At 59.3% G+C, this 17,667-nt stretch carries 11 protein-coding genes; 4 read left to right on the forward strand and 7 right to left on the reverse strand.

Features of this window, described 5'->3' with window-relative positions:
- Positions 1 to 154: 154 nt before the first annotated feature.
- Together F8562_RS15290 and nhoA are read left to right on the forward strand one after the other, a co-directional pair.
- Positions 155 to 1,810 (forward strand): ABC transporter permease, encoded by a 1,656-nt coding sequence (locus F8562_RS15290; protein WP_014838418.1) that lies wholly within the window; start codon positions 155 to 157, stop codon positions 1,808 to 1,810.
- A gap of 76 nt (positions 1,811 to 1,886) precedes the next feature.
- Positions 1,887 to 2,732, forward strand: a complete 846-nt coding sequence (gene nhoA / locus F8562_RS15295; protein WP_014229271.1) for an N-hydroxyarylamine O-acetyltransferase — start codon at positions 1,887 to 1,889, stop codon at positions 2,730 to 2,732.
- Positions 2,733 to 2,880: 148 nt separating this feature from the next.
- Here nhoA and narI read toward each other — a convergent pair whose 3' ends face one another.
- The 6 genes from narI to F8562_RS15325 form a co-directional block, all read right to left on the reverse strand.
- On the reverse strand, positions 2,881 to 3,561 hold the full coding sequence (narI, locus tag F8562_RS15300) for a respiratory nitrate reductase subunit gamma (RefSeq protein ID WP_014838419.1): 681 nt from the start codon (positions 3,559 to 3,561) through the stop codon (positions 2,881 to 2,883).
- Positions 3,558 to 4,253 (reverse strand): nitrate reductase molybdenum cofactor assembly chaperone, encoded by a 696-nt coding sequence (gene narW, locus F8562_RS15305; protein ID WP_014229273.1) that lies wholly within the window; start codon positions 4,251 to 4,253, stop codon positions 3,558 to 3,560. The genes narI and narW overlap by 4 nt, the downstream gene beginning before the upstream one ends.
- Complete coding sequence (narH, locus tag F8562_RS15310) at positions 4,253 to 5,797, reverse strand: nitrate reductase subunit beta (RefSeq protein ID WP_004101903.1); 1,545 nt, start codon at positions 5,795 to 5,797, stop codon at positions 4,253 to 4,255. Before narH ends, narW begins: the two co-directional genes overlap by 1 nt.
- A complete protein-coding gene (locus F8562_RS15315; RefSeq protein WP_014838421.1) occupies positions 5,794 to 9,534 on the reverse strand; it encodes a nitrate reductase subunit alpha in 3,741 nt (1,246 codons plus the stop codon). The genes narH and F8562_RS15315 overlap by 4 nt, the downstream gene beginning before the upstream one ends.
- A 93-nt stretch (positions 9,535 to 9,627) precedes the next feature.
- Entirely contained in the window at positions 9,628 to 11,016 is a 1,389-nt protein-coding gene (locus tag F8562_RS15320) for a NarK family nitrate/nitrite MFS transporter (RefSeq protein ID WP_014838422.1), read from the reverse strand.
- Between the two features lie 189 nt (positions 11,017 to 11,205).
- Positions 11,206 to 11,781: a TetR family transcriptional regulator gene (locus tag F8562_RS15325; RefSeq protein ID WP_042934093.1), complete on the reverse strand. Its 576-nt coding sequence runs from the start codon at positions 11,779 to 11,781 to the stop codon at positions 11,206 to 11,208.
- A 119-nt stretch (positions 11,782 to 11,900) separates the two neighbouring features.
- Between F8562_RS15325 and F8562_RS15330 the strand changes: the two genes are divergently transcribed.
- Positions 11,901 to 13,391, forward strand: coding sequence for an MFS transporter (locus F8562_RS15330; protein ID WP_004850706.1), 1,491 nt, complete (start codon positions 11,901 to 11,903; stop codon positions 13,389 to 13,391).
- 120 nt (positions 13,392 to 13,511) lie between these two features.
- On the opposite strand, the gene yddG is transcribed toward F8562_RS15330, so the two are convergent.
- Positions 13,512 to 14,390 carry an aromatic amino acid DMT transporter YddG gene (gene yddG, locus F8562_RS15335; protein WP_004850709.1) on the reverse strand — a complete coding sequence of 293 codons (879 nt, stop codon included), beginning with the start codon at positions 14,388 to 14,390 and terminating at the stop codon, positions 13,512 to 13,514.
- Positions 14,391 to 14,616: 226 nt separating this feature from the next.
- Here yddG and fdnG point away from each other — a divergent pair, with 226 nt between their 5' ends.
- On the forward strand, positions 14,617 to 17,664 hold the full coding sequence (gene fdnG, locus F8562_RS15340) for a formate dehydrogenase-N subunit alpha (RefSeq protein WP_014838424.1): 3,048 nt from the start codon (positions 14,617 to 14,619) through the stop codon (positions 17,662 to 17,664).
- The last annotated feature ends 3 nt before the right edge of the window (positions 17,665 to 17,667 follow it).

Here is a 17,667-nt window from a genome sequence, read left to right on the forward strand (position 1 = left end):
GCCGGGAAGACGCAACGCCTGGGCATCAGCCCGGGCACATTCCCCGGAGGCGGCGCTGGCGCGTCTGTCCGGGCTACCGGACCGCAGACGGCTGTGCCCGGTAGCCCGGCTAAGCGCAGCGCGAGCCGGGTAAGATCGTATCCAGGAAAATACCGTGAAACAGAGACTTATTTCAGCGGGCACGCTGGCGGCGCTGCTGGTGCTGGTGGCATTGCCGCTGCTGTTTATTGTCCTCCAGGCAATTTTTCCCCAGTTTAGCGCCGGTTCGCTGGGCGGCGCGTTTAGCGGCGTATCAACGCTGATTGCCGACCCGCAGCTGCCGACGATGCTCGGCGGTACCCTGTGGGTGGCCTGCGGCGTGGCGCTGATGAGCGTGGTCATCGGTCTACCGCTGGGCGTCTTGCGGGGATTGTTTACTATCCCGCTGCCGCGGCTGTGGGATCTGCTCTTTCTGATCCCGTTTCTGACGCCGCCCTATATTGCCGCGCTGTCGTGGATGCTGATGCTGCAAAGTCATGGCTATCTCCAGCAGCTGACCGGCTGGGATCTTAACGATCTGCTTTTTAGCCGCATCGGGATCGTGCTGGTGATGACCCTCAATATCTTTCCGGTGGTCTACTTTGCCGTCTCGCGCAGCCTGTTGGCCAGCGGTCAGCGGCTGGCGATTGTCGCCCGGGTGCACGGCGCCAGCGCCTGGCGAGCGTTCTGGCACATCACGCTGCCGATGCTTTCTCCGGCTCTGGCGGCGGGGATGCTGCTGGCGTTTACCCTGGCCATTGAAGAGTACGGCGTTCCGGCGGCCCTGGGGGCGCGGGCAGGGCTGGTCATGCTAACCGTAGGCATTGAGAAAAAGCTCGCCGACTGGCCTGTCGATCTGCCCGGCGCGTCGCTGCTTTCGCTGCTGCTGATCGCGGTGGCGCTGCTGGCCTGGTGGCTGCAAAAACGGCTGACCGGCGATAAAGAGGTCACCAGCGTCACCGGCAAGCCGGGAGAGAATAGCGGGGCGGAGTTGGGCTGGCTGACGCTTCCGGCGGTGCTAGTGATGGCGGGCGTCGGGGGGCTGGCGGTGGTGATGCCGGGCGCGTCGATGGTGCTGACCAGCCTGATGAGCACGCTGTCGGGCGGTATCCACGCTGACAACGTTACCCTTCATCATTTTGCCGCGCTGTTTGCTCAGCAGGGCGACGCGCTGTCGGCACTGGCAACCAGCCTTTCGCTGGCGCTGGCTTCGGCAGGGGTTGTCGGCCTGGTGGGGCTGCTCGCCGCCTGGCTGGTTGTGGTGCAAAAAATGAAGGGGTGCGCCTTTGTTGATGCGCTATCGCTGCTGCCGGCGGCGCTGCCGGGCGTGGTGGTGGGCGTCGGGCTGATTCTGCTGTGGAACCAGCCGTTCTGGCCGGTGTCCCCCTACAACACCTGGTTTATGCTGCTGCTTTCCTACTGCTGTCTGCTGCTGCCCTGGCCGGTGCGCTACGTCAGCAGCGCGCTGCGTCAGCTTGGCAATAATCTCGAACCCGCGGCGCGGGTGCACGGCGCAACGGCCCTGCAGGCGCTGCGTCTGATCGTTCTGCCGCTGGTCTTTCCCGCGCTGCTGGCGGCGATGCTGATGGTGTTCGCCGTTGCCTCCCGCGAGCTGGTGACCTCGTTGCTGCTTGCGCCGGCCGGGACGCAAACCGTCTCGGTGTTTATCTGGCGCCAGTTTGAGCAGGGCTCGGCGGGAGAGGGAATGGCAATGGCATCGCTGACGCTCTTTACCGGTCTGGGGCTGATGCTCTGCGCGCTGGCGCTGATGCAGCGGGGCACGCGCGGATAAATACGATCGCACAAAATAGCTGGTCAGGCGGGAAAAACAGGCTATAAATGTCGGACACCGATTGCTGGAGGCATTGATGAGTCCCTTTTTAAGCGCCTATTTTTCTCGTCTGGGCTGGACGGGCACCCCGGACGTTTCACTTCACACCCTGCGCGAACTGCATATTCACCATAACGGCGCGATCCCCTTTGAAAATCTGGATGTGCTGCTGCCCAGAGAGATACATCTCGACGATCGCACCCTCGAAGAGAAGCTGATTCACGGTCGTCGCGGCGGCTACTGCTTCGAGCAAAACGGCCTGCTGGAAAGAGCGCTGCGCGAGATCGGCTTTACCGTGCGCAGCCTTCTGGGGCGCGTGGTGCTGGCCAATCCGCCGCATATGCCGCCGCGTACCCATCGGCTGCTGCTGGTGGAGGTAGAGGGGGAACGCTGGATTGCCGACGTTGGTTTCGGCGGCCAGACCTTGACCGCGCCGATTAAGCTGCTGGCAGATATAGAACAATCCACCCCGCACGGCGAATATCGCCTGATTTACGAAGGGGAAGAGTGGGCGCTGCAGTTCAGCCATCACGGCCACTGGCAGTCGATGTACCATTTTGATTTAGGTCGCCAGTACGCTTCCGACTATGTGATGGGCAACTTCTGGTCGGCGCACTGGCCGCAGTCGCACTTCCGCCATCATCTGCTGATGTGCCGCCACTTGCCGGACGGCGGCAAAATGACGCTAACCAATTTCCACTTTACCCATTGGGATAAAAACCACGTCGTCGAAAAGCTCGATTTAGCGGACGTTCCGGCGCTGTATGAGGCGCTGCAAACGCGTTTTGGCCTCGGCGTGGATGATGCCAAATACGGCTTTAGCGAAGCGGAGCTGGCGGCGGTGATGGCGGCGTTTGATACCCATCCCGAGGCCGGAAAATAAATATCGTTCAGGAACCGTTGGCTGGATAAGGGGTGACGGTCAAACGGGGATGTTACCCGGCTTGCGCTACGCATAGCCGGGCTACGGGGCGATCCTGTCGCCCGGGTTAGGCGTTTTTGCCGCGACCCGGGATGATTGCGGATTTTGCTCAGCGTCTTGAACGTACCACCTGGTAGCGGCGGGTGAAATATTCAAACGGCGCGCTCCAGACGTGAACCAGCCGGGTGAACGGGAACAGCAGGAAAATCGTCATCCCCAGCACCAGATGCACGCGGAAAACAAAGGCCACGCCGCTGAGCATTTCTGACGAGCCGCCGCGGAAGGTGACGATGCCCTGCGCCCAGCCCACTAGCTTCATCATTTCACTGCCGTCCGGATACTGCGCCGAGAAAGGGATGGTGCTCAGCCCGAGCAGGCACTGAATCAGCAGAATGCTCATGATGATGATGTCCGGCGCGGTCGAGGTGGCGCGAACGCGCTGGTTGGTCAGACGACGCCAGAGCAAACCGGCGCCGCCAATCAGCGTCAGAACGCCGCAGACGCCGCCGAGCACCATCGCCATCTGCTGCTTGACCGCAATGGGTAAAAACCAGGCATACATCCAGTGCGGCGTTAACATGCCGAACAGATGGCCAAAGAAAATGCCGAGTATGCCGATATGGAACAGATTCGACCAGATCACCATCCCGCGTTTATCCAGCATCTGGCTGGAGGAGGCGCGCCAGGTGTACTGGCCGTAGTCATAGCGCAGCCAACTGCCGAGAAAAAAGACCGTCGCGCAGATGTAGGGGTAGATGTCGTAAAAAAAGACGTTCAGATACTGTATCATTTCGGGCCTCCCGCGCTGACGTCGACGTACTGCGGCGCCACGTCCTGGCTAAAGCGTCGTTGATATTGCTGTAACGGTGAGCTGTCACAGGCCGTGGCGTTGTCTTCGATAAATTTCACCTGTTCTTCTTCCCAGACCGCATCCAGCGCCTGCCGGGTGTCATCGCGGGACTCGTTGTTGACCTGCTGCGTGACACTGTCACTTGATAGCGGGATCCCGCCGAGGCTGAGCAGGGCGTCAAACAGCTGATACCAGGGGACACCGCGCTGCTTCAGCCGCCCGCCCAGCAGCGCCAGAATCGGCGCGACGTTTTGCAGACCTTCGCGCGCTTCGTTTTCCGGCAGGATGCTGAGGTATTCCAGATACAGCGGCAGGTGGTCGGGAAGCTCGCGACAGTTGAGCACCAGGCCCGCCTTTTCATACTGAGCGAGCAGGTCGACCATCGCCTGACCGCGGTCGCGAGACTCGGCGTGCACGTGTTCAAACAGCAGTAGCGACGTGGCGCGGCCCCGGTCGAACACTTCGCACCATTCGGCCTGCTTGTCCAGCAGCGGGGCATTCAGCATCTCAGCGGCGAAGTCGTTGAGCACAGGGGCGTCGTGACGCACCATGCTCAGCACCTCGTCCTTGCACTGCCAAAGAAACTCATCCGGGTACTCCATCAGCAGGCCGATCGCTTTGAGGATTTGCATTATTCGCCCTCCGCTTTATCGCGTACTTCGGTGATGTTGATGGCGTCAATGCGGCTACTGTTGAACAGGTTGAATTTGGTGTCGGAGCCGTGGCAGCCGTCGCCGAAGGTAAAGCCGCAGCCGTTGCGCTCGGGGAAGGCGTCGCGCGCCATTTCGCGGTGGCTGGTCGGGATCACGAAGCGGTCCTCGTAGTTGGCGATCGCCAGATAACGGTACATCTCCTCGACCTGTTCAACGCTCAGGCCCACCTCCTCGATGGCGCGAGTATCGGTGACGCCTTCCACCGTTTGCGAGCGCATGTAGTGACGCATCGCCATCATGCGCTTCAGCGCGCGCAGTACCGGGCCGGTATCGCCCGCGCTGAGCATATTGGCGAGATACTGCACCGGAATGCGCAGGCTTTCGATGGCCGGAAGCACGCCGTCGCTTTTCGGCAGACCGCCGGCGTCGGCGTAGGACTGAATCGGCGACAGCGGCGGCACGTACCAGACCATTGGCAGGGTGCGGTATTCCGGATGCAGCGGCAGCGCCAGCTTCCAGTCCATCGCCATTTTGTACACCGGCGAGCGCTGGGCGGCATCAATCACGTTTTGTGGAATCCCCTGTTTCAGCGCTTCTTCAATCACCGCCGGGTCGTGGGGGTTGAGGAACACCTCGCACTGCCGCTCGTAGAGGTCTGTTTCGCGCTCGGTGCTGGCGGCCTCTTCAATGCGGTCGGCGTCGTACAACAGCACGCCGAGGTAGCGGATACGTCCCACGCAGGTTTCGGAACAGACGGTGGGCTGTCCGGACTCGATACGCGGGTAGCAGAAGATGCACTTCTCCGATTTGCCGCTTTTCCAGTTGAAGTAGATTTTCTTGTACGGGCAGCCGCTGATGCACAGACGCCAGCCGCGGCATTTGTCCTGGTCGATCAGCACGATGCCGTCTTCTTCACGCTTGTAGATGGCGCCGCTGGGGCAGGTGGCGACGCAGCTCGGGTTCAGGCAGTGCTCGCACAGGCGCGGCAGATACATCATGAAGGTATTTTCAAACTGGCCGTACATCTCCTTCTGAATCTTGTCGAAGTTACGGTCGCGGGCGCGCTTTTCAAACTCGCCGCCGAGCAGCTCTTCCCAGTTGGGGCCCCAGATGATTTTATCCATCCGCTTGCCGTCGATAAGCGAACGCGGACGGGCGGTGGGCAGGTGTTTTCCCTCCGGCGCGTTGTGCAGATGCTGGTAATCAAAGGTAAAGGGTTCATAGTAGTCGTCGATCTGCGGTATCACCGGATTGGCGAAAATTTTGGTGATGACGCCCATTTTGCCGCCCAGACGCGGGCGTATTTTGCCATTAACATCGCGCACCCAGCCGCCTTCCCACACCTCCTGATCTTCCCAGTTTTTCGGATAGCCGATGCCCGGTTTGGTTTCGACGTTGTTAAACCAGGCGTATTCCATCCCTTCGCGTCCGGTCCAGACGTTTTTACAGGTGACGGAGCAGGTGTGACAGCCGATGCATTTATCGAGATTGAGAACCATACCGACCTGTGAACGTATTTTCATTTTTTCGCCTCCTGTACCCCATCGCGACCTTCGTCATCCAGCCAGTCAATATTTTTCATTTTGCGGATCATGATGAACTCGTCGCGGTTGGAGCCGACGGTGCCGTAGTAGTTGAAACCGTAAGCCAGCTGGGCGTAGCCGCCAATCATATGGGTCGGTTTCGGGCACACGCGGGTGACCGAGTTATGGATCCCGCCGCGCCGTCCGGTGACTTCCGAGCCCGGAATATTCATCAGGCGCTCCTGCGCGTGGTACATCATGGTCATCCCCGGCGGTACGCGCTGGCTGACCACCGCGCGGGCGGTGAGCGCGCCGTTGGCGTTGAAGGCCTCGATCCAGTCGTTATCTTCAATACCCAGCTCGCGAGCGTCGGTTTCGCTGATCCACACGATCGGCCCGCCGCGCGACAGGGTCAGCATCAGCAGGTTTTCGCTGTAGGTGGAGTGGATGCCCCATTTCTGGTGCGGCGTCAGAAAGTTGAGCGCTTTTTCCGGGAAGCCGTTAGGCGGAATCGCTTTCATCTGGCTGACGCTGCGGGTGTCAATGGGCGGACGATAAACCACCAGGCTTTCGCCAAAAGCGCGCATCCAGGGGTGATCCTGATACAGCTGCTGGCGGCCTGAGAGGGTGCGCCAGGGGATCAGCTCGTGGACGTTGGTATAGCCGGCGTTGTAGGAAACATGCTCGCTCTCGAGGCCGGACCAGGTCGGGCTGGAGATAATTTTGCGCGGCTGGGCCTGAATATCGCGGAAGCGAATTTTTTCATCCTCTTTATTCAGCGCCAGGTGCGTATGCTCGCGGCCGGTAAACTCGCCGAGCGCTTGCCAGGCTTTGACCGCCACCTGGCCGTTGGTTTCCGGGGCGAGGGCGAGGATCACTTCCGAGGCGTCAATGGCGCTGTCGATGCGCGGGCGACCTTTGGCCGGGCCATCAAGCTTGACGTAGTTAAGCTTGCCGAGGAAGTCGACCTCGTTCTGGGTGTTCCAGGTGATGCCTTTACCGCCGTTGCCCAGTTTGTCGAGCAGCGGCCCGAGGGAGGTAAAGCGCTCATACGTCGCCGGATAATCGCGCTCAACGACGGCAATCGACGGCGCGGTTTTACCCGGCGTCAGCTCGCATTCCCCTTTCCGCCAGTCCAGCACGTCGAAGGGCTGCGACAGCTCCGCCGGGGAGTCGTGCTGCAGCGGCACCAGCACAACGTCGGTCTCTTTATCGAGGTGGCCGACGCAGACCTCGGAGAAGGTTTTGGCGATATCTTTGTAAATTTCCCAGTCGCTTTTCGCCTCCCACGCCGGGTCAACGGCGGCGGAGAGCGGGTGGATAAACGGATGCATATCCGAGGTGTTCATATCGTCTTTTTCATACCAGGTGGCGGTCGGCAGAACGATATCGGAGAACAGGCAGGTACTGGACATGCGGAAATCGAGCGTCACCAGCAGGTCGAGCTTGCCTTCGATGGCCGCGGTCTGCCACTCCACCTCTTCGGGCTTCACGTCATCGCTGGCGCCCAGCTCATCGCCCTGAATACCGCTGTCGGTGCCCAGCAGATATTTGAGCATATACTCGTGGCCCTTGCCGGAGGAGCCCAGCAGGTTGGAGCGCCAGATAAACAGATTACGTGGATGATTTTTGCCGTTATCCGGCTGTTCGCAGGCGAAGCGGATCTCGCCGGACTTCAGCGCCCGGGCGGTGTAGTCGGCGGGAGTCAGTCCGGCCGCGGCGGCCTGCGCTTTGATGGTCAGCGGGTTGACGCCCAGCTGCGGCGCGGAGGGCAGCCAGCCCATGCGCTCGGCGCGAACGTTAAAGTCGATCAGATGGCCGCTGAATTGGCTGGCATCGGCCAGCGGCGACAGCAGCTCCCGGGCGGTCAGCTTTTCATAGCGCCACTGGCTGGCGTGATTGTAAAAAAAGGAGGTGCTGTTCATCTGGCGCGGCGGACGATTCCAGTCAAGGGCGAACGCCAGCGGCAGCCAGCCGGTTTGCGGACGCAGCTTCTCCTGGCCGACATAGTGCGACCAGCCGCCGCCGCTCTGGCCGACGCAGCCGCAGAACACCAGCATATTGATCATCCCCCGGTAGTTCATATCCATGTGGTACCAGTGGTTGACGCCGGCGCCGAGGATAATCATCGACCGTCCGTGGGTTTTATGCGCGGTATCGGCAAATTCACGGGCGATCTGCTCGATGTGCTGGCGCGGGACGCCGGTAATCTGTTCGGCCCACGCCGGGGTATAGGCTTTCATCTCACTGAAGTCCTGCGCGGCGTTGGGATCGTCTAAACCGCGATCGAGTCCGTAGTTGGCGAGAATCAGATCGTAGACGCTAACCACCAGGCCGGATTCACCGTTGGCCAGCGGGAGCTGCTTAACCGGCAGCTGATGCAGCGTCACCGGATCCTGCTTGATGCTGCGAAAGTGCGGGTTTTCGTTGCCGCCGAAGTAGGGAAAGCCCACCGTCACCGCGTCGTCACGGCTATCCAGCAGCGATAGTTTGAGTTCAATGGCTTGCCCGGCGGCCTGCTGTTCAAGGTTCCATTTGCCTTTCTCTCCCCAGCGGAAGCCAATCGAACCGTTGGGCGCCACCAGTTCACCAGCGCTGTTATAGGCGACGGTTTTCCACTCCGGGTTATTGCTTTCGCCCAAATCGTCAACCAGATCGGCGGCGCGGACCATCCTGCCGGGAACGTAGAAACCCTCCTCGCGACGCTCAAGCATCACCAGCATCGGCATATCGGTGTAGGTGCGGCAGTAGTTGAGGAAATAATCGCTCGGGTTATCAAGGTGAAACGTTTTGAGGATCGCGTGGCCCATCGCCATGGCCAGCGCGCTGTCGGTACCCTGTTTCGGCGCCAGCCACTGGTCGCTGAGCTTGGCTACCTCCGAAAAGTCCGGGGTAATCGCGATAGTTTTGGTGCCCTTGTAGCGCACTTCCGTAAAGAAGTGGGCGTCCGGGGTTCGGGTCTGCGGGACGTTGGAGCCCCAGGCGATAATATAGCTGGAGTTGTACCAGTCGGCGGACTCGGGAACGTCGGTCTGCTCGCCCCAGGTCATTGGCGAGGCGGGGGGAAGATCGCAGTACCAGTCGTAGAAGCTCAGGCAGGTGCCGCCGAGCAGCGACAGATACCGGGTGCCGGCGGCGTAAGAGACCATCGACATCGCCGGGATCGGCGAAAAGCCCGCCACGCGGTCCGGGCCGTAGTTTTTGATGGTCCAGACGTTGGCGGCGGCAATCAGCTGGTTCAGCTCCTTCCAGCTTGAACGGATAAACCCGCCTTTGCCGCGTACCTGCTTGTAGCTGAGGGTTTTGACCGGGTCCTGCATGATGCTGTCCCACGCCTGCACCGGGTCCGGGTGCTGAGCCAGCGCTTCGCGCCATAGCGCAATCAGCCGCTTGCGCGCCAGCGGATACTTCAGGCGGTTAGCGCTGTAGAGGTACCAGGAGTAGCTTGCGCCGCGCGGGCAGCCGCGGGGTTCGTGGTTGGGCAGGTCCGGGCGGGTGCGGGGGTAGTCCGTTTGCTGAGTTTCCCAGGTGACCAGCCCGTTTTTGACGTAAATTTTCCAGCTGCAGGAGCCTGTGCAGTTCACGCCGTGCGTTGAGCGGACGATTTTGTCGAACTGCCAGCGCTGACGGTAGCTGTCTTCCCAGTCGCGGTTGGTGTTGTACACCTGACCGTGGCCGTTGGCAAAGCTCTCGCCTTTCTGCTTAAAGTAGCGAAAGCGATCCAGTAGTTTACTCATGACCTTCCTCCTGCTCCGATAATGTCCGGCCTGAAAAGACCGTACGATCCCCAGGCCGGATAGGGCGTCAGCCGCCATCCGATGAATATGCCGTTATTGTTTTGCCGGTTTACGACGGCCGTAGACCAGCCAGGTCACCAGCACGCAAACCACGTAGAAAACCAGGAAGACCTTCATCGCCCCGACCGGGGAGCCGGTCATCGCCAGCGAGGTACCGAAGGCTTTAGGGATAAAGAAACCACCAATCGCGCCGATGGCGGAGATAAAGCCGAGCGCCGCCGCGGTGTCGGTCACCGCTTCGTGCTGGGCCTGTTCGTCGCTGCCGCCGCGTTTCTTCACGCTGTCGAGGGTGATTTGGCGAAAGATCACGGCGATCATCTGGAAGGTGGAACCGCTGCCGAGACCGGCGGTCAGGAACAGCCCCATAAACACCACGTAAAAGGCGAGAAAACTGCCTGAGCCGCTGCCGGGGAGGGTGAGAAACAGCAGGCCGGTAAACAGCGCCATCAGCACAAAGTTCACCAGCGTGACCCGTACGCCGCCGAGACGGTCGGATATAATCCCGCCGAAAGAACGCGCCAGCGCGCCGATAAACGGCCCGAAGAAGGCCAGCTTAAGGATGTTAACATCAGGGAACTGCGTTTTCGCCAGCATGGCGAAACCGGCGGAGAAGCCGATAAACGAGCCAAAGGTGGCCAGATAGAGCAGGCTCAGCAGCCACATATGCGGGCGTTTCAGCACCGGCAGCTGCTCGCGAATCGAAGCCTTTGAGCTGGCGATGTCGTTCATTCCTACCCAGGCGGCGAAGGTGGCTATCACCAGCAGCGGAACCCAGACGAGGGCGGCGTTGCTCAGCGCGAGAAGAGAGCCATCCTCCTGAGGCACGCCATGGATGCCAAGAAAAGCGAAGATGGGCAGAAAAATCGCCGCCGGCGCGATCATCTGCATCACGCTGACGCCGAGATTGCCGAGGCCGCCGTTGATACCCAGCGCGCTGCCCTGTTTCGCTTTGGGAAAGAAAAAACTGATATTTCCCATGCTGGAAGCAAAGTTCGCACCGGCAAAACCGCACAGCAGGGCAATGGTGATAAATACCCAGAATGGAGTAGCGGGGTTTTGAATGGCGACACCCAGCCAGATACAGGGCACCACCAGAATAATCGTGCTTAATACCGTCCAGTAGCGCCCGCCAAATATAGGTACCATAAAGGAGTAGGGGACGCGTAATATTGCGCCGGAAAGCGAGGGCAGAGCGGTTAATAAAAAGAGCTGATCGGTGGTGAAATTAAATCCGACTTTATTGAGATTGACGGCGACGGCGCTGAATAGCATCCAGACGCAAAAGGCGAGTAGCAAACAACCTACGGAAATGCAAAGATTTCTGCGCGCTATTTGCTTTCCCTTATTCTCCCAAAACGCCGCATTTTCTGGTTTCCACTCTTTTAAAAGATAATGATTCTTTTTCTCATTTTTGCTCAGCATATTGCCCTCGAATGAACAGTAACCCGTCAAAAAAGAATAAACTGGTAAAACAGCAAATTAATAAAAGAAATAAAATCAGGGATGGGGATGTATCTGTTGTAATAAATGAAGAATAGATAAGAAAAGCGCGCCGAAAGAGGACGCGCGAATATTAGCTCAGGATTATTTGTTACTAAATGTAACTTAAAATTAAAAAAGTTCCATCGAGATAGAATAATTGATATGCCGATTGAAGGCGGCATCATCTATTTCCTGCATTCCCAGCGCATAAATACCGTCGAGGCCGCAGACGAGAGCAATGAGCCGCCAGGCAATGCTTTCCATATCGTCCCCTGGCTTAAACTCACCGGCAGCGGTTCCCTGGCGGATGATCTTCAGGGTCTCTTCATGCCACATGTTCATGGTGAGCAGATAGGCCCCTTTGATATCGCTGTCGCTATCGGCCAGCAGCTGCGCTTCGCGCCACAGGCGAATGTATGGCTCAAGCCTGCCGTCGTCGCTGCCCACCATAGAAAACAGGCGTTCACGCCACGTGGCGTCGTCGGCGACCAGCGGCATATCCATCATTTCGCGGATCAACCGTATGAAGGCATGGGCTTTTAGCTCGCCCGCGGAGGTGAAATGATGGTGCAGCTGACCGGCGGAGACGCCGGCTTCGGCGGCAATCTGGCGGACGGTCATAGCGCTAAACCCGCCCCGAAGCGCTACGCGCATGGCTGCCAGCACAATAATTTCCCGACGCGCATCGCGATTTAAGTAGCCCATAACGTTAGTGACCCCCGGTTTTTTTGGCGATAGTAACAAAAAGTTGGACACTCGTTCAACAATCCGGCAGGATCCGTTTCCTGGACGCTTGTCCAGTTTTAACGTTGAGGGAAAGTAGTATGTCTCGGCAATGGTTGACGCTGATGGCGATTTTGCTGGTTTATATTCCGGTGGCGATTGACGCCACTGTTCTCCACGTGGCTGCGCCAACGCTCAGCGTAGCGCTGGGGACCAGCGGTAACGAGCTGCTGTGGATTATTGATATTTATTCGCTGGTAATGGCCGGTATGGTGCTGCCTATGGGCGCATTGGGTGATAAAATCGGCTTTAAACGGCTGCTGCTGCTCGGCAGCGGTATTTTTGGCACCGCGTCGCTGGCGGCGGCGTTTTCGCCCACGGCAGAGACGCTGATTGCCTCCCGCGCGCTGCTGGCGGTGGGGGCGGCGATGATCGTGCCTGCGACCCTGGCCGGGATCCGCAGCACCTTTTCGCAGGCGCACCAGCGTAATATGGCGCTTGGTCTGTGGGCAGCTGTCGGTTCCGGCGGCGCGGCGTTCGGTCCGCTGGTTGGCGGCATGCTGCTGGAGCATTTTTACTGGGGATCGGTTTTCCTGATCAACGTGCCGATCGTCCTGCTGGTGATAGCGATTAACGCCAAAGTGGTGCCGCGTCAGCCCGCACGACGCGAGCAGCCGCTGAATCTTTTCCAGGCGCTAATCCTGATCGCCGCCATTTTGATGCTGGTCTTTAGCGCCAAAACGGCGCTCAAAGGGCAAATGGCGCTGTGGTTAACCGGGCTGGTGGCACTATCTGGCGCCGCGATGCTGTTCTGGTTCGTGCGCAAACAGCTCTCGGCATCGCGTCCCATGGTCGATATGCGCCTGTTTACCCATCGCATTATTTTAAGCGGCGTGATGATGGCGATGACCGCGCTGATTACGCTGGTGGGTTTTGAACTGCTGATGGCGCAGGAGCTGCAGTTTGTGCACAGCAAAACGCCTTTTGAAGCCGGGCTGTTTATGCTGCCGGTGATGGTGGCGAGCGGTTTCAGCGGGCCCATTGCCGGCATGCTGGTATCGCGGCTGGGGCTGCGCGAGGTCGCCACCGGCGGAATGCTGCTCAGCGCCCTGAGCTTCCTCGGCCTGTCGATGACCGATTTCAGTACTCAGCAGTGGCAGGCCTGGGGACTGATGACGCTGCTGGGCTTCAGCGTCGCCAGCGCGCTGTTGGCCTCCAGCTCGGCGATCATGGCCGCCGCGCCGAAGGAAAAAGCGGCGGCGGCAGGGGCCATCGAAACCATGGCCTATGAGCTGGGCGCGGGACTGGGGATTGCCCTGTTTGGCCTGATCCTGACCCGCAGCTACACCTCGTCAATTGTTCTGCCGGGTGGAATCGAGGGCGCGGCGGCGGAGCAGGCGTCGTCCTCCATCAGCGAGGCGATTAAGCTGGCGCAGTCGCTGCCCGCCATACCGGCGCAAAGCCTGCTTGAAGCGGCGAAGGCAGCGTTTATTCATTCGCACAGCATCGTGCTGGCGACGGCTGGCGTCCTGCTTCTGCTGCTGGCGGCCGGCATCTGGCGTAGTCTGGCAAAAGCGCCTGAGCTGAATTAACCCTTTAGACAGCCGACTGCCAGATGATTGAAGACGTGCCCATCCCGGGAATTGCCATCAGGGATGGGCTGAAGTCAGTCACGGATCTTGTAGGCCGTTAAGGCGTCGGCCGCCGCCGTTTTAGCGCCGGGTCGCCTGCCAGCAAAGCAGGGAGCCGGCGCACACCATTCCGGCGCCCTGCCAGAACGACCACGACAGCGCGGCGCTGAGCAGTGCCGCCGCCAGCGCCGAGGAGAGCACCGGCGTAAAGTAGGAAGCGGCGGCCAGCAGGCTGACGTTGCCGTGCAGGATCCCGACGTTCCACGCCGCGTAGCCTAATCCCAGAGCAACGGACAGCGCGATCAGTTTGGCTATCACCGGCCAGCTAAAGACCATGGGCGGCTGTTCGCTGAACAGGAACTTTAGCCACAGGGTCAGGGCGGTAAGCAGAACAAAAAGGGTAATCCCGTTTTTGCCCTTCGCGTATTTAGCGGTGACCGTGCAGTAGGCCGCCCAGATAAACGCGCCGATGAACGCCAGAATATAGCTCAGCGGGCTGGAAACCACGTTGCGGGTAATTTCATCTACATTCAGACCATGCTCACCGCCTAATACCCAGGTGACGCCGAATAAAGCGAGAAATAACCCCGGGATAACCAACCAGCTGCTTTTTTGGCCGTTAAACAGAATGGCGAATAAAATCGTCAGGCTGGGCCACAGATAATTAACCATGCCCACTTCAATAGCCTGCTGGCGGCTACCGGCTAATCCGACCGACAGCGCCAGGCAAATTTCATAGCTGACGAACAGCAGGCTCCCTGCCAGTAAATAGGGGCGAGGGATCTGGCGTATTTGCGGGAAGCCGACGGTAAAGATCAGCAAAAGGCCGCTCAGGCTGTAGATCATCGCCGCGCCGCCCACCGGACCAAGCCCTTCGCTTACGCCACGAATCAGCCCGACCATGGTGCTCCACAAGACGATAGCGGCCAATCCAATGAGCGTGGCTCTCTTCTTCTCCATATTTAACCTGATGTTGGTTCAAACGCAGTCGGGTTTTATAACACTTTTTTTTCGCTTTCGGGGGATATTTTCCTCCGCGCTTAATCCTAATGGAGTAACGAAATTTAAGGCGGCTGACTATTAAGGGGTCATGGGTTCAGGACATTGATTTGACGCAAATAAAACAGGGTTATTGCTGTTAATTTCCACTCCCGCAATGAATAAACATCCCGCATGGAGGGGAACAATGGACGTCAGCCGCAGAAAGTTTTTTAAAATCTGCGCAGGCGGTATGGCCGGAACAACAGCCGCTGCATTGGGTTTTGCGCCCAAAATGGCCCTGGCTCAGGCGCGTAATTACAAATTGCTGCGCGCCAAAGAGATCCGCAACACCTGCACATACTGCTCCGTGGGCTGCGGGCTATTAATGTATAGCCTGGGCGACGGCGCGAAAAACGCGAAAGAAGCGATTTACCACATTGAAGGCGACCCGGATCATCCGGTGAGCCGCGGCGCGCTGTGCCCGAAAGGCGCGGGGCTGCTTGACTATGTTCATAGCGACAACCGCCTGCGCTATCCGCAGTACCGCGCGCCGGGTTCGGATACATGGCAGCGCATCTCCTGGGATGACGCGTTTACCCGCATCGCCAAACTGATGAAAGCCGACCGCGACGCCAATTTTATTGAAAAGAACGAACAGGGCGTGACGGTTAACCGCTGGCTGTCCACCGGGATGTTATGTGCCTCTGCGGCCAGTAATGAAACCGGCATGCTGACGCAAAAATTTGTGCGCTCCCTCGGCATGCTGGCGGTAGACAACCAGGCGCGCGTCTGACACGGACCAACGGTAGCAAGTCTTGCTCCAACATTTGGTCGCGGTGCGATGACCAACCACTGGGTTGATATCAAAAACGCTAACGTCGTGGTGGTGATGGGCGGTAACGCCGCCGAAGCCCATCCGGTGGGATTCCGTTGGGCGATGGAGGCGAAAAACAACAACGATGCGACGCTGATTGTCGTCGACCCGCGCTTTACGCGCACGGCGTCGGTGGCCGATATTTATGCGCCGATCCGTTCCGGTACCGACATTACCTTCCTGTCGGGCGTGCTGCTGTACCTGATCGAAAATAACAAAATCAATGCCGAGTACGTTAAACACTACACCAACGCCAACCTGCTGGTGCGCGACGATTTTGCCTTCGAAGATGGCCTGTTCAGCGGCTACGATGCCGAAAAGCGTCAGTACGATAAATCGTCGTGGAACTATCAGTTCGACGAAAACGGCTACGCCATGCGCGACGAGACGCTGCAGCATCCGCGCTGCGTCTGGAACCTGCTGAAGCAGCACGTTTCGCGCTATACGCCGGAGGTGGTGGAGAATATCTGCGGTACGCCAAAGGCGGACTTCCTCAAAGTGTGCGAAGTGCTGGCGTCAACCAGCGCGGCGGACCGGACCACCACCTTTCTTTACGCGCTGGGCTGGACGCAGCATACCGTCGGGGCGCAGAACATCCGTACCATGGCGATGATTCAGCTGCTGCTCGGCAATATGGGGATGGCGGGCGGCGGCGTCAACGCGCTGCGCGGGCACTCCAATATTCAGGGGCTAACCGATTTAGGCCTGCTCTCGACCAGCCTGCCGGGCTACCTGACGCTGCCGTCGGAACAGCAGACGGATCTGCAAAGCTATCTCGCCGCCAATACGCCGAAGGCGACGCTGGCCGAACAGGTGAACTACTGGAGCAACTATCCGAAGTTCTTCGTCAGCCTGATGAAATCGTTCTACGGCGACGCGGCGCAAAAAGAGAACGACTGGGGCTTCCACTGGCTGCCGAAATGGGACCAGGCTTATGACGTTATCAAGTATTTCAATATGATGGATAACGGCAACGTCACGGGCTATATCTGCCAGGGCTTCAATCCGGTGGCGTCCTTCCCGGACAAAAACAAGGTGGTCCGCAGCCTGAGCAAGCTGAAGTACATGGTGGTTATCGACCCGCTGGTGACCGAAACGTCGACCTTCTGGCAAAACCACGGCGAGTCGAACGATGTTGACCCGGCGGCGATTCAGACCGAAGTGTTCCGCCTGCCGTCCACCTGCTTCGCCGAAGAGGATGGTTCAATCGCCAACTCCGGGCGCTGGCTGCAGTGGCACTGGAAAGGCCAGGACGCGCCGGGCGAAGCGCGCAACGACGGCGAAATTCTGGCCGGCATTTACCACCGTCTGCGCGAGCTGTATCGCACCGAGGGCGGCAAAGGCGTCGAGCCGCTGCTGAAGATGGGGTGGCACTACAAGCAGCCGGATCGTCCGGAATCAGAAGAGGTCGCGAAAGAGAACAACGGCTACGCGCTGGCGGATCTCTTCGACGCTAACGGCGCGCCGCTGGCGAAGAAGGGCCAGCTGTTGAACAGCTTCGCGCTGCTGCGCGATGACGGTACCACCGCGTCGTCCTGCTGGATCTATACCGGCAGCTGGACCGAGCAGGGCAACCAGATGGCCAACCGCGATAACGCCGATCCGTCAGGCCTTGGCAACACGCTCGGCTGGGCATGGGCGTGGCCGCTCAACCGGCGCGTGCTGTACAACCGCGCGTCGGCGGATATTAACGGCAAGCCGTGGGATGCGAAGCGGATGCTGATCCAGTGGAACGGCAGCAAGTGGGTTGGCAACGATATTCCGGACTTCAATACCGCGCCGCCGGGCAGCAAAACCGGGCCGTTTATTATGCAGCCGGAAGGACTGGGGCGCCTGTTTGCCCTGAATAAGCTGGCGGAAGGTCCGTTCCCGGAACACTACGAGCCGATGGAAACGCCGCTTGGCACCAACCCGCTGCACCCGAACGTGGTCTCCAGCCCGGTGGTGCGCCTGTATGAAGAGGATGCCCTTCGTTTAGGTAAGAAGGATAAATTCCCGTACGTCGGCACCACCTATCGCCTGACCGAGCATTTTCATACCTGGACCAAGCATGCGCGGCTCAATGCGATTGCGCAGCCGGAACAGTTTGTCGAAATCAGCGAAGGTCTGGCGAAAGCGAAGGGGATTGCCAACGGCGATCGGGTGACGGTCAGCAGCAAGCGCGGCTTTATTCGCGCGGTAGCGGTGGTGACGCGTCGTCTGCAAACGCTCAACGTTAACGGCCAGCAGGTTGAAACCGTCGGGATCCCGCTGCACTGGGGTTTTGAAGGGGTAGCCCGCAAAGGTTACATCGCCAATACCCTGACGCCAAACGTCGGGGATTCCAACTCGCAAACGCCGGAGTACAAGGCGTTTCTGGTCAACATCGAGAAAGCGTAAGGA

The sequence above is a fragment of the Klebsiella sp. RCJ4 genome (assembly GCF_009025755.1).
GTDB lineage: Bacteria > Pseudomonadota > Gammaproteobacteria > Enterobacterales > Enterobacteriaceae > Klebsiella > Klebsiella michiganensis.

Excerpts from the sequence above, each read along its gene's own strand:
- nhoA (WP_014229271.1), top strand. The coding sequence starts at position 1,887 with ATGAGTCCCTTTTTAAGCGCCTATTTTTCTCGTCTGGGCTGGACGGGC.
- narI (WP_014838419.1), bottom strand. The coding sequence starts at position 3,561 with ATGATACAGTATCTGAACGTCTTTTTTTACGACATCTACCCCTACATC.
- narW (WP_014229273.1), bottom strand. The coding sequence starts at position 4,253 with ATGCAAATCCTCAAAGCGATCGGCCTGCTGATGGAGTACCCGGATGAG.
- narH (WP_004101903.1), bottom strand. The coding sequence starts at position 5,797 with ATGAAAATACGTTCACAGGTCGGTATGGTTCTCAATCTCGATAAATGC.
- F8562_RS15315 (WP_014838421.1), bottom strand. The coding sequence starts at position 9,534 with ATGAGTAAACTACTGGATCGCTTTCGCTACTTTAAGCAGAAAGGCGAG.
- F8562_RS15320 (WP_014838422.1), bottom strand. The coding sequence starts at position 11,016 with ATGCTGAGCAAAAATGAGAAAAAGAATCATTATCTTTTAAAAGAGTGG.
- F8562_RS15325 (WP_042934093.1), bottom strand. The coding sequence starts at position 11,781 with ATGGGCTACTTAAATCGCGATGCGCGTCGGGAAATTATTGTGCTGGCA.
- F8562_RS15330 (WP_004850706.1), top strand. The coding sequence starts at position 11,901 with ATGTCTCGGCAATGGTTGACGCTGATGGCGATTTTGCTGGTTTATATT.
- yddG (WP_004850709.1), bottom strand. The coding sequence starts at position 14,390 with ATGGAGAAGAAGAGAGCCACGCTCATTGGATTGGCCGCTATCGTCTTG.